At 51.8% G+C, this 24028-nt stretch carries 25 protein-coding genes and 1 other annotated feature; of the genes, 20 read left to right on the forward strand and 5 right to left on the reverse strand.

Annotated features, from left to right (window positions below; translation table 11 throughout):
• Positions 1-5 precede the first annotated feature (5 nt).
• Complete coding sequence (gene metG, locus NST84_RS12070; RefSeq protein ID WP_342565806.1) at positions 6-1673, reverse strand: methionine--tRNA ligase; 1668 nt, start codon at positions 1671-1673, stop codon at positions 6-8.
• A gap of 58 nt (positions 1674-1731) precedes the next feature.
• Positions 1732-1995 (reverse strand) — a binding site (T-box leader).
• A 115-nt stretch (positions 1996-2110) separates the two neighbouring features.
• On the opposite strand from metG, the gene NST84_RS12075 reads away from it, so the two are divergent.
• From NST84_RS12075 to NST84_RS12085, 3 genes are all read left to right on the forward strand, one after another.
• On the forward strand, positions 2111-2335 hold the full coding sequence (locus NST84_RS12075) for a hypothetical protein (RefSeq protein ID WP_342565807.1): 225 nt from the start codon (positions 2111-2113) through the stop codon (positions 2333-2335).
• A 112-nt stretch (positions 2336-2447) separates the two neighbouring features.
• Positions 2448-2891, forward strand: coding sequence for a GNAT family N-acetyltransferase (locus NST84_RS12080; RefSeq protein WP_342565808.1), 444 nt, complete (start codon positions 2448-2450; stop codon positions 2889-2891).
• A gap of 86 nt (positions 2892-2977) precedes the next feature.
• Positions 2978-3214 (forward strand): DUF3892 domain-containing protein, encoded by a 237-nt coding sequence (locus NST84_RS12085; protein ID WP_342565809.1) that lies wholly within the window; start codon positions 2978-2980, stop codon positions 3212-3214.
• A 205-nt stretch (positions 3215-3419) separates the two neighbouring features.
• Here NST84_RS12085 and NST84_RS12090 read toward each other — a convergent pair whose 3' ends face one another.
• Entirely contained in the window at positions 3420-4157 is a 738-nt protein-coding gene (locus NST84_RS12090; RefSeq protein WP_342565810.1) for an MBL fold metallo-hydrolase, read from the reverse strand.
• Positions 4158-4324: 167 nt separating this feature from the next.
• Between NST84_RS12090 and NST84_RS12095 the strand changes: the two genes are divergently transcribed.
• Both NST84_RS12095 and NST84_RS12100 read left to right on the forward strand, forming a co-directional pair.
• Complete coding sequence (locus NST84_RS12095) at positions 4325-4876, forward strand: copper amine oxidase (RefSeq protein WP_342565811.1); 552 nt, start codon at positions 4325-4327, stop codon at positions 4874-4876.
• Positions 4877-4965: 89 nt separating this feature from the next.
• On the forward strand, positions 4966-5289 hold the full coding sequence (locus NST84_RS12100; protein ID WP_039872519.1) for a DUF1292 domain-containing protein: 324 nt from the start codon (positions 4966-4968) through the stop codon (positions 5287-5289).
• Positions 5290-5398: 109 nt separating this feature from the next.
• Here the strand turns inward: NST84_RS12100 and NST84_RS12105 are convergent, their stop codons facing one another.
• The gene (locus NST84_RS12105) at positions 5399-6874 is read right to left on the reverse strand and encodes an aminotransferase class I/II-fold pyridoxal phosphate-dependent enzyme (RefSeq protein ID WP_342565812.1); all 1476 of its coding nucleotides are present in this window, start codon (positions 6872-6874) and stop codon (positions 5399-5401) included.
• A 96-nt stretch (positions 6875-6970) separates the two neighbouring features.
• On the opposite strand from NST84_RS12105, the gene NST84_RS12110 reads away from it, so the two are divergent.
• From NST84_RS12110 to NST84_RS12130, 5 genes are all read left to right on the forward strand, one after another.
• Positions 6971-8257: an MFS transporter gene (locus NST84_RS12110; RefSeq protein WP_342565813.1), complete on the forward strand. Its 1287-nt coding sequence runs from the start codon at positions 6971-6973 to the stop codon at positions 8255-8257.
• Positions 8258-8557: 300 nt separating this feature from the next.
• On the forward strand, positions 8558-9154 hold the full coding sequence (locus NST84_RS12115) for a hypothetical protein (RefSeq protein WP_342565814.1): 597 nt from the start codon (positions 8558-8560) through the stop codon (positions 9152-9154).
• Complete coding sequence (locus NST84_RS12120; protein WP_342565815.1) at positions 9148-9414, forward strand: hypothetical protein; 267 nt, start codon at positions 9148-9150, stop codon at positions 9412-9414. Before NST84_RS12115 ends, NST84_RS12120 begins: the two co-directional genes overlap by 7 nt.
• A gap of 22 nt (positions 9415-9436) precedes the next feature.
• Entirely contained in the window at positions 9437-10849 is a 1413-nt protein-coding gene (gene gndA / locus NST84_RS12125) for an NADP-dependent phosphogluconate dehydrogenase (protein WP_342565816.1), read from the forward strand.
• A 176-nt stretch (positions 10850-11025) separates the two neighbouring features.
• Positions 11026-11571 (forward strand): shikimate kinase, encoded by a 546-nt coding sequence (locus NST84_RS12130; protein ID WP_342565817.1) that lies wholly within the window; start codon positions 11026-11028, stop codon positions 11569-11571.
• 27 nt (positions 11572-11598) lie between these two features.
• Here the strand turns inward: NST84_RS12130 and NST84_RS12135 are convergent, their stop codons facing one another.
• Complete coding sequence (locus NST84_RS12135; protein WP_342565818.1) at positions 11599-11907, reverse strand: rhodanese-like domain-containing protein; 309 nt, start codon at positions 11905-11907, stop codon at positions 11599-11601.
• Between the two features lie 115 nt (positions 11908-12022).
• Between NST84_RS12135 and aroA the strand changes: the two genes are divergently transcribed.
• From aroA to NST84_RS12175, 8 genes are all read left to right on the forward strand, one after another.
• On the forward strand, positions 12023-13315 hold the full coding sequence (gene aroA, locus NST84_RS12140; RefSeq protein ID WP_342565819.1) for a 3-phosphoshikimate 1-carboxyvinyltransferase: 1293 nt from the start codon (positions 12023-12025) through the stop codon (positions 13313-13315).
• A 333-nt stretch (positions 13316-13648) separates the two neighbouring features.
• Positions 13649-14083, forward strand: coding sequence for a CoA-binding protein (locus tag NST84_RS12145; protein ID WP_342565820.1), 435 nt, complete (start codon positions 13649-13651; stop codon positions 14081-14083).
• A gap of 257 nt (positions 14084-14340) precedes the next feature.
• Entirely contained in the window at positions 14341-15006 is a 666-nt protein-coding gene (locus NST84_RS12150; RefSeq protein WP_342565821.1) for a hypothetical protein, read from the forward strand.
• Positions 15007-15300: 294 nt separating this feature from the next.
• Positions 15301-15510 (forward strand): hypothetical protein, encoded by a 210-nt coding sequence (locus tag NST84_RS12155; protein WP_342565822.1) that lies wholly within the window; start codon positions 15301-15303, stop codon positions 15508-15510.
• A 193-nt stretch (positions 15511-15703) separates the two neighbouring features.
• Positions 15704-17587, forward strand: coding sequence for a glucose PTS transporter subunit IIA (locus NST84_RS12160; protein WP_342565823.1), 1884 nt, complete (start codon positions 15704-15706; stop codon positions 17585-17587).
• Entirely contained in the window at positions 17584-19341 is a 1758-nt protein-coding gene (gene ptsP / locus NST84_RS12165) for a phosphoenolpyruvate--protein phosphotransferase (protein WP_342565824.1), read from the forward strand. Before NST84_RS12160 ends, ptsP begins: the two co-directional genes overlap by 4 nt.
• A 194-nt stretch (positions 19342-19535) precedes the next feature.
• The gene (locus NST84_RS12170) at positions 19536-20072 is read left to right on the forward strand and encodes a sigma-70 family RNA polymerase sigma factor (protein WP_342565825.1); all 537 of its coding nucleotides are present in this window, start codon (positions 19536-19538) and stop codon (positions 20070-20072) included.
• Positions 20059-21465 carry a hypothetical protein gene (locus tag NST84_RS12175; protein ID WP_342565826.1) on the forward strand — a complete coding sequence of 469 codons (1407 nt, stop codon included), beginning with the start codon at positions 20059-20061 and terminating at the stop codon, positions 21463-21465. The genes NST84_RS12170 and NST84_RS12175 overlap by 14 nt, the downstream gene beginning before the upstream one ends.
• An 89-nt stretch (positions 21466-21554) precedes the next feature.
• Here the strand turns inward: NST84_RS12175 and NST84_RS12180 are convergent, their stop codons facing one another.
• Positions 21555-22079, reverse strand: a complete 525-nt coding sequence (locus NST84_RS12180; RefSeq protein ID WP_342565827.1) for a type 1 glutamine amidotransferase domain-containing protein — start codon at positions 22077-22079, stop codon at positions 21555-21557.
• A 207-nt stretch (positions 22080-22286) separates the two neighbouring features.
• Here NST84_RS12180 and NST84_RS12185 point away from each other — a divergent pair, with 207 nt between their 5' ends.
• Both NST84_RS12185 and ccpA read left to right on the forward strand, forming a co-directional pair.
• Positions 22287-22739: a hypothetical protein gene (locus NST84_RS12185; protein WP_342565828.1), complete on the forward strand. Its 453-nt coding sequence runs from the start codon at positions 22287-22289 to the stop codon at positions 22737-22739.
• A 274-nt stretch (positions 22740-23013) separates the two neighbouring features.
• Positions 23014-24024 (forward strand): catabolite control protein A, encoded by a 1011-nt coding sequence (ccpA, locus tag NST84_RS12190; RefSeq protein ID WP_074088561.1) that lies wholly within the window; start codon positions 23014-23016, stop codon positions 24022-24024.
• Positions 24025-24028: the final 4 nt, after the last annotated feature.

A 24028-nucleotide genomic window follows, 5' to 3' on the forward strand; every position in this document is an offset into this window, starting at 1 on the left:
ATCCCCTATCCTCCCCCGGTTAATTGTGCTTTCAGCCGCTCTGTTTCTTCCTCTATACGCTTCGGATCGATCCGCTCAAAGAGCAGGGTTAAGTCCCGGATGGCCTGACCCGCGGGTACGGAGATGCTGTGCCAACAGGGCTGCCCTAACGAGAGGAAGGAGCGGATCTGGTTACAGGAAAAGGGAATAAACGGATTCAGCAGGTTAGCCAGATTAGCGATAATTTGCACACAGTTGTAGAGGGTATGGCTGCAGTCCGCCGGATTTTCCTTGAACATTGCCCAAGGCTTCTGTTCGTCGAAATATTTGTTAGCCTGGCGTACCGCTGCAAAGATGCTCTCCAGCGCGTCCTTGAACCGGCCTGCCTCAATAAGCTTACCGGCTTTTAGATACAATTCATTAATTGCATGATTCCACAGCGCTTCTGCTTCTCCTTGAGGCACCCGGCCGTCAAATGACTTGTTGATGAAAGCCAGGCTGCGGTTGACGAAATTGCCGAAGGCACCAAGCAGCTCACCGTTATGGCTATGGATAAATTCCCGCCAGGTGAAATCGGTGTCCCGCTTCTCGGGTCCGTTTGCTATGAGAAAATAGCGGATGGAATCCGGCTGATAGCGGCTGAGAATATCGGGAACCCAGACAGCCCAGTTACGGCTAGTGGAGAACTTTTGACCCTCCAGAGTCATGTATTCACAGGCCAGCAGCCGGTCCGGCAAATGCAGTCCGCCCGCCCCCATAAGAATGGCCGGCCAGATGAGACTATGGAACGGCACATTGTCTTTGCCGTGTACATAATAGGCGGTGATGCCCTGTTCGGGAGTGCCCTCACCGACGCTTTCCAGCCAGAAGTCCTCCCAGCTTTCGCCTGTCTGCCGGGCCCACTGTCTGCTGGCAGACAGATAACCGCTGACCGCCTCGATCCAGACGTAAATTTTTTTGCCGCTGTAGCCGTCGACCGGCACATCGACTCCCCAGTCCAGGTCCCGGGTTGCCGCACGGTCCTGAAGTCCTTCCTGCAGGTACCGCCCGGTTAACCGGACCGCATTTTCCCTCCAGCCATGCTCCGCCCCGGCATATGCGGCCAGCTCATCCTGCAGCTTCGATAAGGCCAGGTAATAATGCTCTGTGGGGCGCAGAACGGGCGGTGTTCCGCAGATTTTGCAGACCCGTTCCAGCAGGTCGGACGGATCGAGCAGGGCTGAGCAATAGTCGCACTGATCGCCGCGCGCCGGCTGTCCGCAGTGCGGACAAATGCCCTCCACGTAGCGGTCCGGGAGAAAGCGCTGGTCCTGCTCACAGTAGCACTGCAAAGCCGATCGGGTATACAGATATCCGTGATCCAGCAGCTGCAGAAATAACTCCTGGACTACCTCATGGTGTTCAGACTGATCTGTGCGTGTATACAGGTCAAACGTGAAGCCCAGCCGGCTGAAGCATTCCGTGAATTCGTGATGGTATCTGCCGGCGAATGCCCCCGGAGATACCCCTTCCCTGGCAGCCTGCACTGCCACCGGTGTTCCGTGACAGTCACTTCCGGACACATACAGCACCCGGTCGCCAGCCGCCCGGTGATAGCGGGCTAGAATGTCACCCGGCAGAATGCTTGCCAGCCTGCCTAGATGCAGGGAACCGTTGGCATAGGGCCAGGCGCCGCCGATAAAAATAGTCTTCATTATTCCTTCTCCTCCTGTGATTTACATTATCTGAACAACAAAAAAGACTCCTGTCCCCAAAAGGGACGGGAGCCTGTGCTCACGTGTTACCACCCAACTTCGTCAATGCCTTGCGGCATTCACCTCTTCAGGTACGCCGCTGGTAAGCGGTTATACCCTAGCATGTTAACGGATGCGGGTTCCGGCGCAGCCTACACCCCTTAAAGGGTTTCGGTGCGCAGCTCAGAGACCATATTCCCGTGGTTTTTCCCTGCTCCTTTTCAGCGGACGGAGCTCTCTGTGAGAGAATTGCCAAGGTACTCTTTCTCTTCCTAGCTTTTAAATATCCTAATTACTGGATATCTTAATGCTGTCTGCCGCTGAAGTCAAGCGCAAGTTTAATATCCCTTCCAATCGTCAAAGCTGGGAACAGCAGATAAGATAAGGAGGAGAAGAATATGCACAAATACAGCAAGAGTGTTACAGGCCTCTGTCTGGCTCTGCTGCTGATGCCTGCCGGCTGTTCGGCAGTGTATCAGGCGCCGGAGGCAGTTCAAATCAGCCCCGTAACGGAATTAGGCGGCAGACCGGACAGCCTGGACCGGCTGGACCCGCCGGTGTCCCCGGTTATGCAGGATGTGTATGACCGTTCTATTCCTGCTGAAGTATACTCCGCTGATTGAACCTGCGTGTCCTCAGATCAGCCGTCAGCCGGCAGGCCTCCCTATACAGACAATCGAAAATTCTGTATAATAATTCAACTGTTGTTTGACATAGAGAGGAGAGGCAGAGAATATGGCGGCGGAAATCGTACATGTAACTACAGATGAACAGCTTCAGATGGGGCTGGACATCCGCAAAAAAGTATTCGTAGAGGAACAGCAGGTTCCGGCGGAAGAGGAAATTGACGAATACGATGTAATCGGGGATCAGGTGCATCATCTGCTGGTTGTGGATGACGGCGTTCCGGTGGCTGCCGGCCGGCTGATTTACTATAAAGCAGGATCTGCCAAAATGCAGCGCATCGCTGTGCATAAGGAATACCGCAGCAAGGGATACGGGCGTGTCCTGCTGATGGCGCTTGAAGAGCGGGCCAAAGAACTGGGACTGGTCTTTTCGATACTGGATGCGCAGTGTCAGGCTGAAGATTTTTATGCCAAGCAGGGTTATGAGGTCATCTCCGAGGAGCCATTCTATGACGCAGGCATCCTGCATGTGAGAATGCAGAAGAAGCTTTAAACCCAAAGATACATACTTCTTCGCGGCGCAGGGGAATCTACCGGTATGCCATAGGGCTAATCCAAACGCGAAGGAGAGAATCCGCAGTGATCAACAATGAACGCGAACGTTTTACAGCGGCGCAGAGAAATGGTGACGGCGATCTGCTGAAGTTTCAGACTTCCTCTGGACGTGTACTCGATTACCAGCAGGCGCTGCAGGAGGTTCAGACCGGCAGTATTGCCGGAGTGAATGTGTTCAAAGGGAAAGACGGCGAAATGTATATCCGGGGAGATGCGGACGGGGATCCTACGAATAACCTGGATCAGCTGCCGCAGTTCTAGGACAGAAGGTGTATACGAAGACCGGACAAGCGCTGCAATGCGCGGGTGTCCGGTCTTTTTATTATGGTGGCGGATAATGTGGTTATAAAAAACGACCGGGGAGATGCTGAAGATTCCTAGCCTGCTGGCCATCGGGCCGGAGCTGGGCGGCAAATGACCTATCCGGTTATGAGGCTGCTCTGCCCAGACCGGAATGACATAAGCGTTATAGCGTATACAGCACCTGCTGCTCCATAAAAGTCATCTCTGCTGTTTTACCCTCAAAGGCGGGCTTCTGGTCGCTGTAATGCATCAGGCGGATCAGCTCACGAATGTCCTGGGGCAAAGATAACAGATCGCTAAGAGCTGTATGGATTACGCCCGGGCCCGTCAGCTGGCACTCATGAAAAATTTGACGGACCCCCTGCTTGCGGACCAGCTTCAGGAGCAGCTCAGGCTGAAAAGTCATGTCGGCACTGTAAAAAATATCACCGTTCAGCAGCAGGGAGTAACTGTCTTTACCGCGGATATGCGGTGTGCGGATCAGTTCCAGTGTGATTGCGGGAGAGAGTGTGCAGGATGCAGCAGGCGGCAGCAGCTTTACTTCGAAAGCCTCATCAAGGGTGCGGGGGGAGCCGGAATTCCCGGTGCGGTTTTTAAGGTAACCTTCATGGAGCGGATTCATTAACGGTCCGGCAGCGAACAGGGGCATTTTTGGCCCTCCGGCTGACCGGGTGAGCCTGCCAAGCTCAGGGAGACCGCCAATGTGGTCACTGTGAGTGTGGGTAATCAGCACAGCGTCCACCTCACTGACAGAACGGCCGGCTGCCTCCATGGCAAGCGGTGCGGTGGTTCCGCAGTCGATCATCAGAGTATAGTCCGGGCTGATGAGCAGCCCGTTATTATTATAGTAGTTTTTGGCATGGGCATCGCCGGTGCCGAGCATTTGCAGCTGCAGAGTCATATGGTGTTCCTCCAATAATAGTAGTGCTGCCGTGGCAGTAGTGGGCATTAATCTAAATATAGTATCATTTTACCCGGAATGATGAATTTTTTACCTAAACTCTCCGCAACTTGTAGCACCTCCTGTAGTATATATTAACAGCATGAATTATTTGGAGGGTCTCAAGGATGAGATGGAAAAAAATTGCTCTGTGCGTGGTTGTGTTTTCCCTGATGGGAGGCTCATTATTGTTCGCGGATTCTGTAAATCAAAAGCTTAGAGTATGGAGCAATGGAAAGGAGATGGCCGACGGGGGCTATCTGATCGACGGGAAGGCATATATTCCGGCCAGAGAAGCCGGAGGTGTCGTCAGCTGGGACGGTTCAGGCAAGGTGACGATCCTCAAGCCGAATGTGCAGATTGTACTGTTCAACGGCGACAAGGTGTTTGGCAATGTGAACGTAGGCAAGCTCAAGATCAAGGTGCTGACCCAGGTGGACAGCCTGACTGATGAAATTGCTGCCGTAAAGGTGGCTATTACTGACCCTTCGGGCAATGTAAAGGATATTCAATCCCAGGAGCTCGGCGGATCGAAGAAGGAGGATTTCTGGTTCCCGACTTCAGAATTCACGTATGACTTCAAGGACTCCGGCAAATACCGTGTAGGCTTCTACATTAAGGCTTCAAAAGGCTCCGATTACGTTCTTGTGGCAGAGAAGGTAATTACGGCGCTGGATTAAGCTTTTTCAGGCATCCGCAAATTGACCTGAACTTACCATACGTGTTACGATACCCTAGCAGGATAATTCAATTAAAGTGAGGTATTTCAATGAGCGATCACAAACATGAGCATGGCCATGAACATGGTGAAGCATGCGGTTGCGGACATGATCACGACCATGAGCACGAGGAGTTTGTGCTGACCTTGACGAACGAGCAGGGCGAAGATGTAGAAATGGTGCTGGTGGAAACGTTCGACGTAGGCGAGAAGTTGTACGCGCTGCTGCTGGAACGCGAAAACCCTGAGGCAGACGGTATCATTCTGCGTATGGAAGAAGAGAACGAAGAAATGGTTCTTTACAACATTGAAGATGAAGCTGAATGGAAAGCTGTTGAAGAAGCTTACAACGAGCTGCTTGCCCAGCAAGAATAGATTTCAGTGCAGCTGAGGGTATTCCTGCCGGACAGGCATTGGTGCCCCAAGCACAAAACCCCGATACTGGTTCAGTATCGGGGTTTTGTTTATCCCTGGAAGCTGCCCGTTAAGAGATCGGGTCAGCTTCCACAATGACTTTGACAAAGTTGATGCTGCGGTCTTCCGGTCCTTTAACCGGAAGGCCGATTTCAACGTGGTCGATGATATAGTCGATGTTATCCTGGGTAATAACTTCACCAGGCAGCAAAATCGGAATTCCCGGCGGATAAACATAAATGAATTCAGCAATGATGTAGCCGGCGGATTCACGGAACGGAACCAGCTGCGTATCTGCGTAGAAGGCATCCCGCGGAATCAGGGCAAGCTGCGGGATTTCCGGTACCTGTACCTTCAGTTCATAGATTTCGCCTTTACTGTAATGAACGGCTGAAAGCACGCGCAATGCGGAAATCAGCTTATCTACAGATTCACGGGTATCTCCAGGCGTAATCAGGCAAAGAATATTGTACATGTCGCTAAGCTCGACTTCGATGTTGTACTTCTGGCGGAGCCAGTTCTCTGTCTCATAGCCGGTGATGCCCAAGTGACGGACATGGATGTTCAGCTTGGTCGGGTCAAGGTTAAAGGTGGCCTCCGTACCGAGAATTTCTTTGCCAAAGCTGTACAAGCCGTCAATATTATTGATGGCTTCCCGCGCATAATTGGACAGCGCGATCGTCCGCTCAGCCATTTCGTGGCCGTTAAGAGCAAGGTTGCGTCTTGAAGTATCCAGGGACGCGAGTAAAATATAGGAAGTTGACGTTGTGGTCAGCATGCTGATGATCGTCTGAACCCGCTGCGGATTGACCAGGCCGGTCTTCGCATTGAGATTCAGTACCGAGCTCTGCGTCATGGAGCCGCCCAGCTTGTGAACACTGGTTGCTGCCATATCCGCACCGGCCGCCATGGCCGATACCGGCAGATCCTCATGAAAATGAATCAATACTCCATGTGCCTCATCCACCAGTACGGGAACTCCGTAGCTGTGGGCAAGATCCACAATCGAACGCAGGTCGGCGACTACACCGAAGTACGTCGGATTGATCACTAGAACTCCTTTGGCGTCCGGATGACGCTTTAATGCACGTGCCAGCGAGCTGGTGGTAATACCGTGGTCTATCCCAAGATTCTCATCCTGAACAGGTGAGACGAAAACAGGCTTGGCTCCGGAGAAAATAATCGCCGACATCACCGATTTGTGAATGTTGCGGGGAACAATTATTTTGTCTCCTTCCGAGCAGACAGAGAGGATCATAGTCATGATGGCATTGCTCGTGCCTTGTACGCTAAAATACGTATAGTCGGCGCCGAAGGCCTGCGCAGCCAGCTTCTGAGCTTCCAATATCACGCCGGTAGGCTGATGAAGATCATCAAGCGGTGCGATGTTGATCAAATCTATGGATAGTGCGTTATCGCCGATAAACTCACGGAATTCGGCATCGGTTCCTAGCCCCTTCTTATGCCCCGGAATATGAAATTGAACTGGGTTTCCGGCGGCATGCTTTTTAAGAGCAGTGAAGAGGGGAGTATCGTGTTGATTCATTTAATACTGTCACAACCTTTCACAAAGATTTATTTTTATTTTTTACGCAAGCACCAGTATAACAAATCAATCACCATAATACTAGGATGTGATAAAATGTCTGGCAAAGTTACAGGGCGTGTGCATATCAGTCTGGCTTCGCCGTTTATTCTTGAAATGTGGGTGATCATTTTTCTGGTAGAGTTTGTAAAAGGATCCCTGCTCGTTGCACTGCTTCCGGTGTATATGGAGAATATCCTCGGCCTGTCTGTAACGGTGGTCGGTTTCTCCTTTGCTCTGCAGTACCTGGGAGACAACCTCTTCCGCAGTCCGTTCGGCTGGGTGATGGAGCGGATCGGATACCGCTGGACGATGACCGGGGCGCTCGTACTGATTATTCTTGCTGTCGGCATGATTATCTATGCCAAGAATGCAGCCGCGCTGTCAGCCGCCTGCCTGATTCTCGGCATCGGAACCTCCCCGCTCTGGCCGTGCACGATGACCGGCATAACCGAGCTTGCCGGCTCTACAGAGAGCGGCAGCAGCGGCGCGGCCATGGGCGCCGTAGAGATGGCTTCACTGGCCGGAACGGGCATTGGACCCATCGTCGTCAATTTTATGATGGATCACGGGGGGCAGAGCTACCGGACGGTATTCCTTGTCCTTATGGGCTGTGCAGCCCTCGTTGCTGCTGTCGCGCTGCTGCTGCCGTCGAGAATCGCCGGACATGCGCCGCGGGCCGTGCAGAGCATGAATGGTGAGGCCGGGGCTGCGGCCCGGCGGCCGTTTCAGCCGCTGCAGAGCCTGAAGCGTACGATGCGGCAGGTCAGAACCTCGCTGAAGGTCAGCCGGCTGTTGTTCCCGGCCCTGTTCTTGCAGGCTTTTGCAATCGGGTTGATGACGCCTGTGGTAACGCTGTTCGCCCGCAGCGAGCTGCATGTGACGCCGAACCAGTTCAGCCTGCTGCTGATCGCCGGAGGCGGGATAACGGTGCTTACGCTCATTCCGGCAGGCAAGCTGGTGGACCGGATCGGAACCACCGTTTTCCTGAACATCGGCTTCCTTCTTGCTGCCTGCTCACTGGCCTTTTTCTCCCAGGTGCGCTGGCTGCCGCTGGCCTTCGTTGCTGTTGCGCTTGTCGGCATCAGCTATGCGCTGATCCTGCCGGCCTGGAACGCTTTTGTGGCCAAGCAGGTGCCAGCCGGGGAGCGTGGAACAGTGTGGGGCCTGTTCCTGACCCTGCAGGGCTCCGGGATGGTTGCCGGCCCCGTGCTGTCGGGCAGATTGTGGGATTCCGTCAGCCACAGCGCACCCTTCCTGGCAAGTGCTGTTGTAATGGTGCTGCTGGCCGGTCTGCATCTGCTGATCGTCCGCCGGACCAGGCTCAAGCACAGCGCCGGCTGATGGGCTTTATTTTGGCCGAAAGCAACCTTTTATTGAACAGGCCCCGGTTATACGGATCTATTTGATACCTGATAACGGGGCTTTTTTGTACCTTGACCAAGGAAAACACCCGACCCGTTTGGGAAAGGCGGGAAACGGGTAAAAATAGTCAATAAACCAAGTTACCGCTACATAAAATGAAGTATAAAATAACAGTAAGACGCAAGAAAAAAGATTGACGGCAGGTGGAGGTCCGGAGGGCGGTTCTGCTCTATGTATGCAGGTGAAGCTGCTTCAACAAAGCTGTTAGGGGGGAGTGCCGTGAACAAAAACGACGAGGTGGAATACTGCAACCTGGAGCTGCGCTTTGATAGGCAGGATATCCAGAACCTGATAAAGGATTTGATCAAGGAAGGTTATTCCCTGTACTGGAGTGAAAATGAAAGTGTATTTCTGATCTCGGTACGCACCGGCCGCAAGCTCGTTAAGCTGCGTTTTCAACAGATAAAGGACGGCTACAAGCTGGTCGGAGATTATATGATCCGCGACGCGCGGCTGTCTGAATGGATGGAGAAGCTGATCGGCGACATGCGCGGGCATGCAGTTGTCAAACGTTTCCGCGACCGGCAGATTATAATTGAGAATATTATGTTCGGTGAAGTGATCCGTCTGGTGGAAATATCCGGGTACCAGCAGCGTGTTCTGTATCAAAAGGGTCCGTTGCTGACTGATCAGGAGTTGACAAAGCTGTTTTATTCGGCAGAGGGTGAGGAAAGGATTCAGCAGCGCAGAGTGGAAGTGGACGAGGAGCTTGACCGGTATAACGAAGCGCTGCAAAACGGAGATATCGCGCTGATGGAAGCATGCAGAACGAAGCTTGCCGGTCTGTCCCGTGAACTGAATATGCTTGAATGGTGAATGAACAGGGCATCCCGCCTGCGGGATGCTCTTTATCTGTGCAGATAATTGGAGACTCTGATTCCTGCATGCGCTGTTCAACTTATGGACAGGGGTTCACTTCTGGCAGCAAAAACGTTAAAATAATCATTGTGAGCAATTTCCTGATAGCAGTGCGCTTTGTCAATGAAATTGATCTCTCTTTCGCAGGCGGAACTTTGCTGTATCTGACAAAGGATGGTATTCTGATACTGCGAGAAATGGATTTTACAAAAATATAGGGTGCAAAGGGTGGAGAACCAGATGGCAAAACAACAAATCGGCGTTATTGGCTTGGCGGTAATGGGTAAAAATTTGGCTCTTAACATCGAGAGCAGAGGCTTCAGTGTATCCGTATTTAACCGTTCCCCGGAGAAGACTCACGACCTGATCGCTGAGGCGGAAGGCAAGAACCTGGTGGGTACCTTCTCTGTTGAAGAGTTCGTACAATCACTTGAGGTGCCGCGCAAAATTCTGATCATGGTACAAGCAGGTAAAGCTACCGACGCTACAATCGAGCAGCTTTTGCCATATCTCGACCAGGGCGACATCATTATCGACGGCGGTAACGCATACTTCCCTGATACCGTACGCCGCAGTAAAGAGCTTGAAGATAAAGGCTTCCGCTTCATCGGCACCGGCGTATCCGGTGGTGAAGAAGGCGCACTTAAAGGACCTTCCATCATGCCGGGCGGACAGGAAAGCGCCTATAAGCTGGTTGAACCTATTCTTACGGCAATTTCGGCCAAAGTGGACGGAGAGCCTTGCTGTACATATATTGGACCGGACGGTGCCGGACACTACGTTAAAATGGTGCACAACGGTATCGAGTACGGCGACATGCAGCTGATCTGCGAAGCCTACCAGCTGCTGAAGGATGTTCTTGGCCTGGATGCCAAAGAACTGCACAGCATTTTCAAAGATTGGAACAGCGGTGAGCTGGACAGCTATTTGATTGAGATCACTACTGATATCTTTGCCCAGTACGATGAAGAAACCGGTAAACCGATGGTTGACGTGATCCTCGATTCCGCCGGCCAAAAGGGAACAGGCAAATGGACAAGCCAGAGCTCGCTCGACCTGGGTGTGCCGCTGTCCATGATCACTGAGTCCGTATTCTCCCGCTTCCTGTCTGCCATGAAGGAAGAGCGCGTAGCAGCCAGCAAAGTGCTGAGCGGACCTGAAGTGGAGCCGTTCCAGGGTGACAAGGCAGAATTCATCGAGAACGTGCGCAAGGCACTGTTTGCCAGTAAAATCGTATCCTACGCACAAGGCTTCGCACAGCTTCGCGTAGCTTCCGACGAATACGGCTGGGATTTGAAATACGGCAGCCTGGCTAAAATCTGGCGCGGCGGCTGCATCATCCGTTCCCGCTTCCTGCAGAACATTACAGATGCCTACGAAACCAATCCGGACCTGAAGAACCTGCTGCTTGATCCTTTCTTCAAGGACATCATGAGCTCCTACCAGGCTGCTTGGCGTAAAGTGGTATCTGCAGCTGTGGCACAAGGCGTTCCTGTACCAGGCTTCTCCAGTGCCCTTGCTTACTATGACAGCTACCGCACAGAGCGTTTGCCTGCGAACCTGCTTCAGGCACAGCGCGACTACTTCGGCGCCCATACCTTCAAACGTGTGGACAAGGAAGGCGTCTTCCACCACAACTGGATTAACGAATAGTATAGTCACAAGTACGATAAGTCCGGATGGCTTCCCGGTTACCGGGAAGCCTTCGGGCTTTTTTGCAGTAAGGGAACAACATTATATCACTTTAACCCGAAGCAGGGGGGAAGTGGATTGTGCAATCTTTTGAGCCTGTGTTATGATATGACAAATGTCGCGGTTGGAGGGTAGTTATGTCGGGGGAAACAGAACATCAAGGTTCAGCTGATGCTGGACAGCACAGGAATATCATTCTGGTAGGTATGATGGGTACAGGCAAATCAACTGTCGGTGCATTGCTGGCGGAAGAGCTTGGCCATGAGCTGGTAGATTTGGATCATATTATAGTAGAGAGTGAAGGCCGGAGCATTGCGGATATATTTGCCGCAGACGGTGAAGCGTATTTCCGGAAGGCGGAGTCAGCTGCGCTGCAGCGGATGCTTGAGGGCGAAGGCCGGATTATTTCGACCGGAGGCGGAGCGGTGCTTGCACCGGGGAACGCTGAGATGATGCTGGATAAGGGGCTTGTAGTAGCACTTACAGCAACTGAAGAGGCTATCATTAACCGTGTGAGCGGAGACTTGAACCGTCCGCTGCTCGCCGGCAATGCACAGGATAAGGTCCGCGCCATTATGGAGCAGCGGCGGGAGGCTTACCGGTTTGCACATTGCACGGTCGATACATCGGAGCTGAGTGCGGCAGAAGTGTCGCAGCATATTTTAATGCATTACCGCGGTTGAGCTTTTAAGTGTACTTGCGTAAGCGGCTTAGACCTCCGCTGTTTCATTCCATTCAATCATTCCGCCGCTCAGGTTGGAGCCTTGAATGCCGAATTGCTGCAGGTATTCGCAGACACGCTGGCTGCGTGCGCCGGACCGGCAGATAAAAATAATTCCGGTATCAGCCGGCAGCTCTTCGCTGCGCTGCGGGATTTGCCCCATCGGAATATGCTGTGCGCCCGGAATCATTCCGGCAGCGACTTCTTCATCTTCACGGACATCGATCAGAAGCAGGTCTTCGCCTGCCGCAAGGCGCTGCCGCAGCTCGTCTGGTGTAACTTGTGGAATATCGTTCATGAGTAAGTAAGACCCCTTTCTACTGCAGAATAATGTTATGATAACCAGCTTTGGACAGGCATGTCAAACAGGACACTACATACACACACTACATTATATAAGGAGCGTACAAATAATGGACGTTATTGTTAGGCCAACAGCCACCCTGCAAGGAGAAATCGGAGCTTTGTCCTCTAAAAACTATACAACCCGCTATCTGCTGGTTGCGGCGCTTTCTGAAGGCGTAAGCACCATCTATCATCCAGCCCACAGTGAAGACAGCGATGCGATCCGCAGATGTATTGCTGACCTGGGTGCTGTCCTGACCGAAGATGATGAAAAAATCGTGATCCAGGGCTTCGGCAAACATCCGCGTGATGTGAAGGAGCTGAATGTGGGCAATGCCGGAGCAGTGCTGCGTTTTCTGATGGCTGTAGCTGCGCTCAGCCCTGAGGTTACTTTTGTAAATACTTATCCTGATTCACTGGGCAAGCGTCCGCATGATGATCTGATCACGGCGCTTGGCCAGCTGGGTGTGGAAGTTGAGCATAATAACGGAAGACTGCCGATTACCATCCGCGGCGGCAAGCCGGCGGGCGGACGGATCACTGTCTCGGGGGCTGTCAGCTCGCAGTATCTCAGCGCACTGCTGTTCCTGACACCGCTGCTTGAAGAAGACAGTGAGATCATCGTGCTGGATGACCTGAAATCCAAGGTGGTTGTAGGCCAGACCCTAGAGGTACTGGAGCAGGCGGGCATTGTTGTACACGCTGCTGATGATTATATGTCCTTTAAAGTGCCGGGCCGTCAGGCTTATGCGGCCAAGTCCTATACTGTACAGGGGGATTACCCGGGATCGGCAGCTGTACTTGCGGCAGCGGCTGTAACGAAGTCCAATGTAAAGATCCACCGGCTGGCCGAGAAGAGCAAGCAGGGCGAGCGGGCTGTGGTTGATGTGCTGCAGATGATGGAAGTACCGCTGACCCACGAGAACGGTACAGTACATGTTCAGGGTAACGGAATCCTGAAGGCTGTAGAATTTGACGGTGATGCAGCGACCGACGCTGTGCTGGCGATGGTAGCCGCTGCCGTATTCGCAGAGGGGACTTCGCGCTTCTATAATGTAGAGAATCTGCGTTATAAGGAATGCGACCGCATTACCGATTACCTGGCTGAGCTGACACGTGCCGGTGCCAAGGTTGAAGAGCGGCGCGACGAGATCATCGTCCATGGTACACCGGAGGGTGTAGAAGGCGGCGTAACTATTAATGCGCATTATGATCACCGTGTCATTATGGCGCTGACTGTTGTCGGCCTGCGCGCCCGCCAGCCGCTGCTGATCAAGGATGCTCATCACGTAGCCAAATCTTACCCGCAGTACTTTGATCATCTTCGTGAGCTTGGTGCTGACGTGGAATGGGTAAAATAGAGTAAGGGCGGATAAGAGCGCTCTGTCGGGTGCTGACTTAGCCCAGTACTGAGTTAAGCTCCGCGGATTCTGCGGATATGGCTTTAAACCAGACTCCGCCTCTACATAGCGGGTGGTTTAAAGCAAGGTTTTGTGGAATACAAGGAGTGCAAAATAAGATGGTGCAGTATGCGGTGAGTACAGCTGTTGTTTGCTGATGCAGCCGTCCATCACATGTGTCTTATGACGCTGAAAGCTGCAGAGTCTTTGTGATATTCTCGGTGTTAGGACATTCGTATTGACATGGATAAGAATGGATTCAGACAAAGATCAGTGACAGGGAGGAACATTACAATGAGTTTTGAGAATCCGAGCCGTGAACAAATTGGAGATATTCTCGCTTCTGCGGGCAATATTGCTGTTGTAGGCTTGTCCGACAAATCAGACCGCACCTCATACATGGTGGCTTATGCCATGCAGAGCCGGGGTTACCGGATCATCCCGGTTAACCCAACCGTGGACGGTGACATTCTCGGAGAGAAGTGTTACCACACACTGGCTGAAATCCCGGAGCCGGTTGATATCGTCAACGTGTTCCGCCGGAGTGAATACTGCGCTGAAGTTGCGCAGGAAGCCGCTGACATCGGCGCCAAAGTCCTGTGGCTGCAGCAGGGTATCATAAGCCAGGAGGCTGCTGATATTGCATCCCGGCATGGCATGACCGCCATCATGGACCGCTGCATCAAGGTCGAGGAAGCGATCACGATGCACGGGCGCAGCCGGGGATAGCTGTCTTCCTGTGACAGTGTCAGCAGGAAGACATAGGGTTCGCCGTGAGCTTAGAGTCCAGCCTTTAAAATTAGGAATTCTGGTGGGGGATTGGAGTTCGAGGTGACGCCTTCGCTCCCGATACAATCCTGCCTTGCTCAGGCTGGAATTTGAAGTAGCGTATTGTTATACTGGCATTAGACGAAGAACGTCCATTACCTGAGAGTAACATTTCAGGCTGTGGGCGTTCTTTTTTATTTGCTGGGAGGGGGACGCAGATGGATTTCGAAGAAGCACATAGCTTGTGGATTGGCCGTCATGCAGCTGAGCGAAGCGGTGAGCGCAGAGGCAGGCTTTTGCGGGGACATAACTTCGCGGAGAAGCTATTTGTTCAAAATGTATGGTGGCCGCTGTTTGAGTCGCTGGAGCATTTGCATCCGGAGTACGAAATCTATGACTGGAACCGTAAATCGCAGTTTCTGGACTTTGCCTTTGTACCGCCTAATGGTCCGCAGATTGGCATTGAATGCGACGGATTTCAGAGCCATATTAAGGATATGGACCGGGAAAAGTTCAGCTATGCGCTGAACCGGGACAATTTTCTCACCGGCATGGGCTGGCGGATGCTTCACTTTTCGTTTGATGATATTCAGCAGCGTGCGGATGTGTGCAGAATGCTGCTGCAGCTGATGCTTACGCCGTATTTAGCAAGAAATCCCAGTGCTTCTGACCTGATCTCCAGAGAAAAAGAAGTGCTCCGCCTCGCCTGGCGATTAGGCAGACCGCTGCGTCCGAAGGATGTTGTGAACCACTTTGATGTTAATTTCCGGACAGCACAGAAGCTGCTGATTTCTCTAAGCGAGAAAGGACTGATAAAGCCAGTGTGTTCAAAAGAACGGGTGCGGTACTACGAGGTGAACAGTATGCCGAACCAGTTGTGGTGATTTAGTTTAGAATTTAGTCAGAAGTTAGCTAGGAGTTATCAGAAGTTAGTCAGAAGTTAGTCAGAAGTTAGTCAGAAGTTAGTCAGAGGTGATTGCTGAGTGTGGGTTCTGCTTTTTTTTGGAGGAATAACTGCACTCTGTACAACTATAATGGACAAATTTTGGGATTTATAGGTAATAACTGCATTCTGTGCAACTAAAATCCGCGAAATTGCTGATAAAGGCAAAAAACGTGAGGAATAGTTGCACAAAGTGCAGTTAAAATTAATTTTCGAGTTAAAGTAGTATTTTTAGATGTACAAAGTACACTTATTCAGGCTGGTGGCTGGTGGCTGGTGGCTGGTGGCTGGTGGCTGGTGGCTGGTGGCTGGTGGCTGGTGGCTGGTGGCTGGTGGCTGGTGGCTGGTGGCTGGTGGCTGGTGGCTGGTGGCTGGTGGCTGGTGGCTGGTGGCTGGTGGCTGGTGGCTGGTGGCTGGTGGCTGGTGGCTGGTGGCTGGTGGCTGAGTTAGAATTAGTTTGGCAACAAGGAAACCGGAGCATCTGGTGCAACAGAATTAACTGGCTCAGCAGATCTGGACGGCCAGATAAAACTTCCCATCCTCCCGCCACCCGTGGTATCCTAAATGTTGCGTATTCTTTTTGACAAAAACTGCTGGAGCGCTTACCATTTAGGATAGTATGAAAGGAGAGGGTCACCTTGAATTGGCTCGGATCACTGCAGCAGCTGGGCAGAGCCATTATGCTTCCCACCATGGTGTTGCCGGCTGCGGCTATTTTGCTGAGTCTGGGCAGCTTACCGTGGTCTGCATGGGGACTTTCTTCGGTATCTGAAGTGACTACATACGCGGGGCAGGGAATATTTTATTTCATGCCTTATTTGTTTGCTGTGGGCGTTGCCTGGGGATTGTCCAATCAGGCCGGACCGGCCGGACTTGCAGCATTAGCGGGAATGTTCACCTATGACCGGATTGTTTCCAATTTGGGAGACGGGCATGTTCAGCCTGCCACGCTCATCGGGATTATCCTTGGGATTGTCGCCGGTGTGGCGCATAATAAATTTAAAAATATCAAGCTTCCGGAAGCGATCCAGTTTTTTGGCGGGTCGCGTTTTGTGCTCCTGTTCATGGGGCTGTTCTCGGCCCTGTTTGCCTGGGTGATGCTAGGCGTGTCGCCGCTGCTCCAGGATGTACTCGATCATTTATTCCGTGATATACAGTCTGCCGGCGGGTATGGTGTGTTTGTGTACGGGGTGCTGTACAGGGTGCTTACCGCCTTCGGGCTCCATCATATCCTGAACAATGTGTTCTGGTTCCAGCTGGGCAGCTTCACCACTCCTGACGGCAGTGCGGTCGTGCAGGGAGATTTGCCGCGTTTTTTTGCGGGTGACCCGACTGCAGGCATATTTATGGCCGGACTGTTTCCGATTATGATGTTTGCCCTGCCGGCGATTGCGCTGGCTATTATTCAGGAAGCGCGTGAGGATCTGAAGCCGAAGATCAAAAAGACTTTTTTGCGTGCCGCGCTGGTCTGCTTTTTGACCGGGGTATCGGAGCAGATTGAGTTTGCGTTTCTGTTTGCATCCCCGTATCTTTTTGCGGTGCATGTGGTAATGTCGGGTCTTGCCATGGTGCTGACCTATTTGCTGGGCATTCATCACGGGTTCTCGTATTCAGCGGGAGCGATTGACTTTTTCCTGAATATGCATCTGTCACAGCGTGCCTGGCTGCTGATTCCGATTGGCATCGGCTATGCGATTGTGTATTATAATCTGTTCCGCTGGGCGATCCGCCGCTTCCAGATCCCGACACCGGGACGTGAGGAAGGCTCGGAGCTCGGTGACTGGGCAGGCAATATTCCGTATCAGGCTCCGCTTATTCTGGAGGCGCTGGGCGGCAAAGAAAACATCGTCCAGGTGCAGGCCTGTATCACAAGATTAAGACTAACGGTGCACAACGACCGATATATAGATACAACAGCACTCAAAGGCCTCGGCTCTGCAGGCATTATCAAGCTGGGCGGCGGCAATGTGCAGGTGGTATTCGGTACTTACTCCGAGCTGATCCGTGAGGAAATTGACAAGCTGATGCTGCGCGATCTGCCGCAGGTGCTGTTCTGTGCCCCGATTCAGGGCAGGATGATGCCGATTGAGGAAGTGCCGGATCATATTTTTGCCGCGAAGCTGGTTGGTGACGGGGTTGCCTTTTTTCCGGAAAAAGGAGAGCTGGTTTCGCCCGTGTTCGGCAAGGTGATGCACGTATACCCTACAATGCATGCAGTAGGCATTTCTACGCCCGAAGGGCTGGAAGTGCTGATGCATATAGGGATCGATACGTCCCAGCTTAAGGGACCGTTTGAGGCGCTTGTACAGGAAGGCGACAGCGTGGAGCCGGGGCAGCTGCTGGTGCGGTTTGATCTGGCTTATCTGCAGGAGCATGCGGCTTCGCTGGCAACACCGATGGTGATCACCAATCCGGACCGTGTCAAATCGTGGAGCTATGCTCCATTCAAAAATGTTAAAAAGGGGCAGTCATCGGTAATGTCCGTGGTATTACATGAAAGTGTTGGAGGGGTGGAAGCATGATTCAAGGCATAGGCGCTGCAGCAGGTGTAGCTATCGGGAAGGCCTTTGTCCTGCCTAACTGGGAATGGAGCCTGCCGGACACGCAGGTGAATCCGGTGGATCTGGCCCAGGAATTTGAGCGATTATATGAAGGAATCCGCACCTCTAAGGATGAGATTGAATTTATCAAAAAAGAATTTCGCGAGGTCGTAGGGCCGGAGGAGTCCAGCATCTTTGATGCACATCTGGCTATTCTGGATGATCCGGTATTTATGAGTGAAATCCGCGGCATTATCGAACGCCAGTATAAAGCGGCCGAGGTGGCTGTCAAGGAGGCTATTGATCATTTTGTGGCCATGTTCGATCTGTTGGACGATGAATATATGAAGGAACGGGCGGTTGACATCAAGGATGTCGGTAACCGGCTGCTCAAGCATCTGCTGGGGGCACCGGAGGTGACGCTCCCGTCCGACACACAGCCTTACATTCTGGTGGCGAAGGAGCTGTCCCCATCCCAGCTGGCCCACCTGAACCCGGTCTACGTGTTGGGGATTGTCACTATGATGGGCGGCAAAACCTCGCATTCCTCGATCATGGCCCGAGCGCTCGGTATTCCGCTGGTTGCCGGACTTGAGAACAAGCTCAGCAATCCGATCCAGACCGGTGATATGCTGGCGATGGACGGGGACACCGGCATTGTGCAACTGCATCCGGATGAAGCCACGATCCAGCTGTATGCCGCAAGACGCGAGAAGCAGCAGCGCAAAAAAGAACAGCTTGAGCTGCTCGCGACGGTGGAAGCTGTCACGAAGGACGGCGTGAATCTGCATCTGGCCGGCAATATCAGCTCGGTTAAGGAGCTGGATATGGCGCTGAAGTACGGGGCAGAGGGGGTTGGCCTGTTCCGTACGGAATTCCTGTACATGGACCGGCACTCCTTCCCGACAGAGGAAGAGCAGTTTGAGGTCTACAAGCTGGTTGCGGAGAAGGTCGGCAGCAACAACGTTGTTATCCGTACGCTGGACATCGGTGGGGACAAGCATCTGGATTATTTTCAGCTTCCTGAGGAGCAGAACCCGTTCCTCGGCTACCGGGCCATCCGTATCAGCCTGGACCGGAAAGACCTGTTCAAAACCCAGCTGACAGCAATCCTGCGTGCCAGCCATTACGGCAATGTCAAAATTATGTTCCCGATGATCTCCTCTGTTGAAGAGGTTCAGGCGGCTAAAGCGGTATTGGAAGAAGTGAAAACCGAGTTGGATCAGCGGGGCATCCCGTATAACCGCAGCATTCCGGTTGGCATCATGATTGAGGTTCCTGCCGCGGTGATGATTGCGGACCTGCTGGCCGAGGAAGTTGATTTCTTCAGCATCGGCACCAATGATCTGGTGCAGTATGTACTGGCTGTCGACCGGATGAATGAGCAGATCGCCCACATGTATCATCCATATCATCCGGCAGTCCTGCGTATGATCCGCATGACCGTACAGGCGGCGCGCGGCGCAGGCATCAACGTCAGCGTCTGCGGCGAGCTGGCGGCGGATGAACGTTCGCTGCCGCTCTGGCTGGAGCTTGGCATCAGCAACCTCAGCATGTCGCCGCAGGCGCTGCTGCGGGTGAAGCACCGCACGCTTAATACGCTGGCTTCCGATGCCAGAGAGACAGCCAAAGCCTGCTTCCGCTACAAGACGAGCCTGGAGACCGAAGAGTTGCTCGGCGCATTTGCCGGTCTGCGCGGAATAGCAGGCGAAGCCATAAAAGAAAAGACATCGTAGAATGAAGCAGCGGATAACCGATTCGCTGAATTGCAGGGTCCGGCGGATACGCCGGGCTTTTTGCGTTATCTGGGTGCTTGAAAATTGACTTGAAAAATAAGTAAAACCGTTTCCGGGCTACGTTAGTCAGTATAAATAGAAGTGCAAAGAGATGGTGTGGAAGCTGCACATAAAGGAGGCAGGAATAGCGGAGAATGGAAAATTTAATGGAGGTTGAACATGTACAGCTGGCTAAAGAGGATGCTCAGGCTTTTATAAGTCTTGTATCTGCACAGAGAAAAATCCTTTACGGGATCGCATACAGCTACTTCCGGAGCGAGACAGATGCGCTGGAAATGCTGCAGGAAGCGACCTACAGGGCATGGAGCAAGCGTAAAAGCCTGAAAGACCCGCAGCGGTTCGCACCCTGGATCACACGTATATTGATTAACTGCTGCAACGATGAAATGAAGCGGAGGAAGCGGATCGTTTCTGTGAAAACAGCCGATGTCCCAAGCGGGGAAGTCATGGTAATGACCAGTGACCGTAAGCTGGATATGGAGCAGGCGCTAGACAGTGTCAAGCTGAAATACCGGCAGGTGATCGTGCTGAAGTACTACCGTGACATGACGTTGACTGAAATTGCTGAGGTACTGGACAAGCCGGAGGGGACGGTCAAGACCTGGCTGAACAAAGGGCTGAAGCAGCTGCGCAATAAAATGAAGGGAGGGGCTGCGCATGGCTGGCAGTGAGGAGAAGCTGTTAGAGGAATATTTTAATGGAATATCGGCGGAGCTGGAGGGTATTTCGGAGGTCAAAATGAATGCAGCGATACGTAGTGGAATGTCAGGACCTGCCCGCTACCGCATATCTGCCGGTAATCGGTTTTCGGTGAGTATAGCCGTAGTATTAGCAGCTGTAATGCTGTTTACGATTCCCCGGATTGCTAAACCGGCAGGTACGCAAAGTGCCCAAGCGCCGTCTGCTCCGTTTCAGGTAGAGGATAGGCTCACAGCCCACTTATGGAATTCTATAAACAATACTACAATTTCAACGGCTATAGAAGCGGGGCGGGTACAGCCCGTCAGCGGCGTTTCAGCGCAGCAGAATGGATTTATACTGACAGTAGACGGCATTGCCGCAGACCGGAAAGGGATTCTGATATTGTATTCACTGCAAAACAATACGGATCAGAAAGCTCTTGTTAATTCTCTTCATCTTGAAGGAAAGGGGTATTCCTCTTTAAATTATCCGTACGGCTGGTCTTTAAATGTCAGGGATGTCCCGGCAGGCATTACACTCGGTTATGAAATATTGCAGTGGGCCGGAGGCTTCAGCTCGCTGCCGGAAGAAGTTTCTCTCGAACTGAGTCTTGGTGAAAACAAACCGGGTACTAAAGCTGCCGGAGATAAGCCGTTGGCTGAACTATCTGTTCCTATTACTCTGGACAAGGAAAAGATGGCTCAAGCCGGTGAGCTTAACACTATAAACAAAACGCTGACTGTAGGCGGACAGGAAATCTTCATCAAGGATGTGTATACTGCTCCAACGGGCATTTATCTGGAGCCTGCTTACAGTGAGCAAAATACCAAACAGATCTTTTCCCTGATTAATCCGCGTTTTTTACTGGGAGGTAACGGTAATTTTACAAGCTTCAGCCCGGTGCGCACATTGGTAGCAGAGGGCCAGGAGATTCTGGTATTCGGAAACGACAGCCGTTCCACTGAGCCGCTTAAACTGCAGCTCGACGGTATTTTGGCGCTGGATAAGGAGGCAATGAAAGTGGTTATTGATACGGAAAAGCAGCAGGTCATCAAAGCGCCTGACCATAATTTAACCGTGTCCATGTACACTACTGAAAGAGGAACAACCATGATTCTGAATCATTACTCGGCTCCGGGAAAGAAAAAATTCTATAACTCCTTAATATTTGACGGTAAGTTTACCGATTCAAAAGGTCAGATTCATTCATCCCAAGACTTGTATGACATTCCGCCGTATCAGGCGTCAGCGGACCAGAAGTCCATCCCGGTGCTAAATTACGTAGGGTTAGGCAGCAATAAGTACGCCCAGCCGCTGACCTTCACCATAACCAGCTATCCGGCTCCAATTAATGAGAAGGTATTCCTCACGGTCCGCGACTAGTGGCAGTACATTAAACCGCAACAAGCCCTAAACCTCAACAGCAGATGAGGCAGGGCTTGTTTATCTTTCATAAAAAATAACCTGTACGCTTATTCCCCGGCTAATGCATCACAGAAAGCTTTGCCGTATGGCGGGAGATCTGGCGGACGGCGGGCAGAAATAATGTGACCGTCGGTCACAACTGCTTCATCTTTCCAGATGGCTCCGGCATTCTCCATATCATCACGGATGCCCGGTGTGGAGGTTACGGTTACGCCGTCGAGAATTTTGGCGGAAATCAGGACCCAGCCGGCATGGCAGATCTGGCCGATCGGCTTCTTGGCTGCGTTGAAATCCTGCACGAGCTTCAGTACTGCGCTGTAACGGCGGATTTTATCTGGCGCCCAGCCGCCCGGTACAAGAATGCCGTCATAATCGGCTGCTTTCAGATCATCCCAGGAATATTCGGCAGTAGCAGGCACGCCGTATTTACCGGTGTAGGTTTTACCTTTTTCAAGACCAGCCAGATGGACCTCGGCGCCTTCTTCGCGCACCCGGTATACCGGATACCACAGCTCCAGATCCTCGAACTCCTCATCAACCAGCGCGATCACTTTTTTACCGGATAATCTCATTGTCAGCAGCTCCCTTCACATCTCAATATCCTGTCCATTCTATCAAATTTAAAATATGAAGTCATCTTTTCATAAACATTACTTTGCTTTATTTCCAAATAAATCATTTAATGCAAATCGGAAGGAGTTTGCGCGATAAAGGTCGAATATAGCTATGAAAAGGCAGGTGTCTGTGTTTTTCAATATTTTTAGCCTGAGGTGTAGGAGATGTTAAAAGATAATCTGGTTAAAAAGTCATGCGGCTGCGGCGGTATCATGACCATACATATGCACACGCTGCTATACAGCGCGAAGATCAAAATTACCCATGTCCCGGTCTATACCTGTGGAGAGTGCACCCGTTATGAGCCTCTGCCGTCCATTAAAAAGGAGCTGGGCAAGCTGATCGGTGAACTGGGCAAGGCCATTCCCGGGCGAAAGCTGTCTTTTGCCGAACGGAATGAGTGGGCGAGTGTGCTGAAGGAGGTCCTCAGTGCAGGCGAATTCCCCGGCGGGTTCAATGAACTGGAGGAGAGCATCCGCAAAGCCGCGGAGGCCAGGATCGATGTGCTGCTTGATGTATACCGTCTGGCTGTAGAGCTTTCCGACCTGAAATGGATGGAAGAAACTGGCATTAGACTAGCGCAATTGGCAATTCAGTTGGCAGAAAGTACGAAATGAAAAGATTTTTCTGCAAAAAAGATGAAAAATTTTCACGAATGTTGGATTTTTCACGGACTTTTTGTTACGATAGTAACAGGTTCATTATTTGTGCAAAATGAACGACCTGAATTTGCTGATAAAAGACAAATAACTTCATTATTTCCTTGGACTTTTGTACCGGTGAAAGAATTTGAAAGGAAAATGAAGCGTTATCATTGCACAATTGTACAAAGTATCGTATCATAATTTTAATTAGTCGAACGATAAAATTTATCGCAATGGAGAGAGTAATTTGACGGTAACCATTTACGATGTAGCTCGCGAAGCAGGCGTATCTATGGCTACGGTATCACGGGTTGTGAATAATAACCCCAACGTGAAGCCGCAGACCCGGAAGAAGGTATTTGAAGCAATTGAACGTTTGGGCTATCGTCCAAATGCCGTGGCGAGAGGTCTCGCCAGCAAGAAAACAACAACCGTAGGGGTTGTTATCCCCGATATCTCTAACTCGATTTTTGCGGAAATTGCCCGCGGGATTGAAGATATCGCAAACATGTATCATTACAATATCATTTTGTGTAATGCGGACAAACGCAAGGAGAAGGAGATCCGTGTTATTAACACACTCCTGGAGAAACAGGTTGACGGGCTGCTCTTCATGGGCGGAACAGTAACCGAAGAGCATATCCAGGCGTTCCAGACCTCCGCAGTTCCAATCGTATTGTGCGCAACACGAGATGAGAAGGGAACCTATCCTTCGGTTGATATCGACCACGAGACTGCAGCTTTTGATGCTGTGAATACGCTTATCCGCCACGGACACCGTGAGATTGCGATGATCAGCGGAACACTGCAGGATCCTGCCAACGGCTATGCCCGGTTCCAGGGTTATAAGAAGGCACTGGAAGCGGCGGGAATTGAGTATCAGGAAGACCTGGTGCGCATCGGTAACTACCGTTACGAATCCGGTGTCGAAGCGATGAAGTATTTCCTGGGCCTCAAGAAGAAGCCTACGGCAATCTTTGCTGCAACAGACGAAATGGCGATTGGCGCCATCCACAGCATTCAGGATGAAGGCCTGAAGGTTCCGGATGATTTCTCAATCATCAGTGTGGACAATATCCGCATGGCTTCCATGGTTCGTCCGCTGCTGACTACTGTAGCACAGCCGATGTATGATCTGGGTGCGGTAGCAATGAGACTTTTGACCAAGCTGATGAAGAAGGAGACGGTTGAGAATCCGCGGGTTATTTTGCCGCATGAAACGATTCTCCGTTTGTCCGTCAACCATGTCAACAAGTAAGAAT

The sequence above is a fragment of the Paenibacillus sp. FSL R7-0345 genome (assembly GCF_038595055.1).
GTDB lineage: Bacteria > Bacillota > Bacilli > Paenibacillales > Paenibacillaceae > Paenibacillus_AQ.

Bases quoted from the DNA above. Each gene is read 5' to 3' on its own strand.
- metG (WP_342565806.1), bottom strand. From the start codon at position 1,673: ATGAAGACTATTTTTATCGGCGGCGCCTGGCCCTATGCCAACGGTTCC.
- NST84_RS12075 (WP_342565807.1), top strand. From the start codon at position 2,111: ATGCACAAATACAGCAAGAGTGTTACAGGCCTCTGTCTGGCTCTGCTG.
- NST84_RS12080 (WP_342565808.1), top strand. From the start codon at position 2,448: ATGGCGGCGGAAATCGTACATGTAACTACAGATGAACAGCTTCAGATG.
- NST84_RS12090 (WP_342565810.1), bottom strand. From the start codon at position 4,157: ATGACTCTGCAGCTGCAAATGCTCGGCACCGGCGATGCCCATGCCAAA.
- NST84_RS12095 (WP_342565811.1), top strand. From the start codon at position 4,325: ATGAGATGGAAAAAAATTGCTCTGTGCGTGGTTGTGTTTTCCCTGATG.
- NST84_RS12100 (WP_039872519.1), top strand. From the start codon at position 4,966: ATGAGCGATCACAAACATGAGCATGGCCATGAACATGGTGAAGCATGC.
- NST84_RS12105 (WP_342565812.1), bottom strand. From the start codon at position 6,874: ATGAATCAACACGATACTCCCCTCTTCACTGCTCTTAAAAAGCATGCC.
- NST84_RS12110 (WP_342565813.1), top strand. From the start codon at position 6,971: ATGTCTGGCAAAGTTACAGGGCGTGTGCATATCAGTCTGGCTTCGCCG.
- NST84_RS12120 (WP_342565815.1), top strand. From the start codon at position 9,148: ATGGTGAATGAACAGGGCATCCCGCCTGCGGGATGCTCTTTATCTGTG.
- gndA (WP_342565816.1), top strand. From the start codon at position 9,437: ATGGCAAAACAACAAATCGGCGTTATTGGCTTGGCGGTAATGGGTAAA.
- NST84_RS12130 (WP_342565817.1), top strand. From the start codon at position 11,026: ATGTCGGGGGAAACAGAACATCAAGGTTCAGCTGATGCTGGACAGCAC.
- NST84_RS12135 (WP_342565818.1), bottom strand. From the start codon at position 11,907: ATGAACGATATTCCACAAGTTACACCAGACGAGCTGCGGCAGCGCCTT.
- aroA (WP_342565819.1), top strand. From the start codon at position 12,023: ATGGACGTTATTGTTAGGCCAACAGCCACCCTGCAAGGAGAAATCGGA.
- NST84_RS12145 (WP_342565820.1), top strand. From the start codon at position 13,649: ATGAGTTTTGAGAATCCGAGCCGTGAACAAATTGGAGATATTCTCGCT.
- NST84_RS12150 (WP_342565821.1), top strand. From the start codon at position 14,341: ATGGATTTCGAAGAAGCACATAGCTTGTGGATTGGCCGTCATGCAGCT.
- NST84_RS12155 (WP_342565822.1), top strand. From the start codon at position 15,301: ATGTACAAAGTACACTTATTCAGGCTGGTGGCTGGTGGCTGGTGGCTG.
- ptsP (WP_342565824.1), top strand. From the start codon at position 17,584: ATGATTCAAGGCATAGGCGCTGCAGCAGGTGTAGCTATCGGGAAGGCC.
- NST84_RS12170 (WP_342565825.1), top strand. From the start codon at position 19,536: ATGGAAAATTTAATGGAGGTTGAACATGTACAGCTGGCTAAAGAGGAT.
- NST84_RS12175 (WP_342565826.1), top strand. From the start codon at position 20,059: ATGGCTGGCAGTGAGGAGAAGCTGTTAGAGGAATATTTTAATGGAATA.
- NST84_RS12180 (WP_342565827.1), bottom strand. From the start codon at position 22,079: ATGAGATTATCCGGTAAAAAAGTGATCGCGCTGGTTGATGAGGAGTTC.
- NST84_RS12185 (WP_342565828.1), top strand. From the start codon at position 22,287: ATGTTAAAAGATAATCTGGTTAAAAAGTCATGCGGCTGCGGCGGTATC.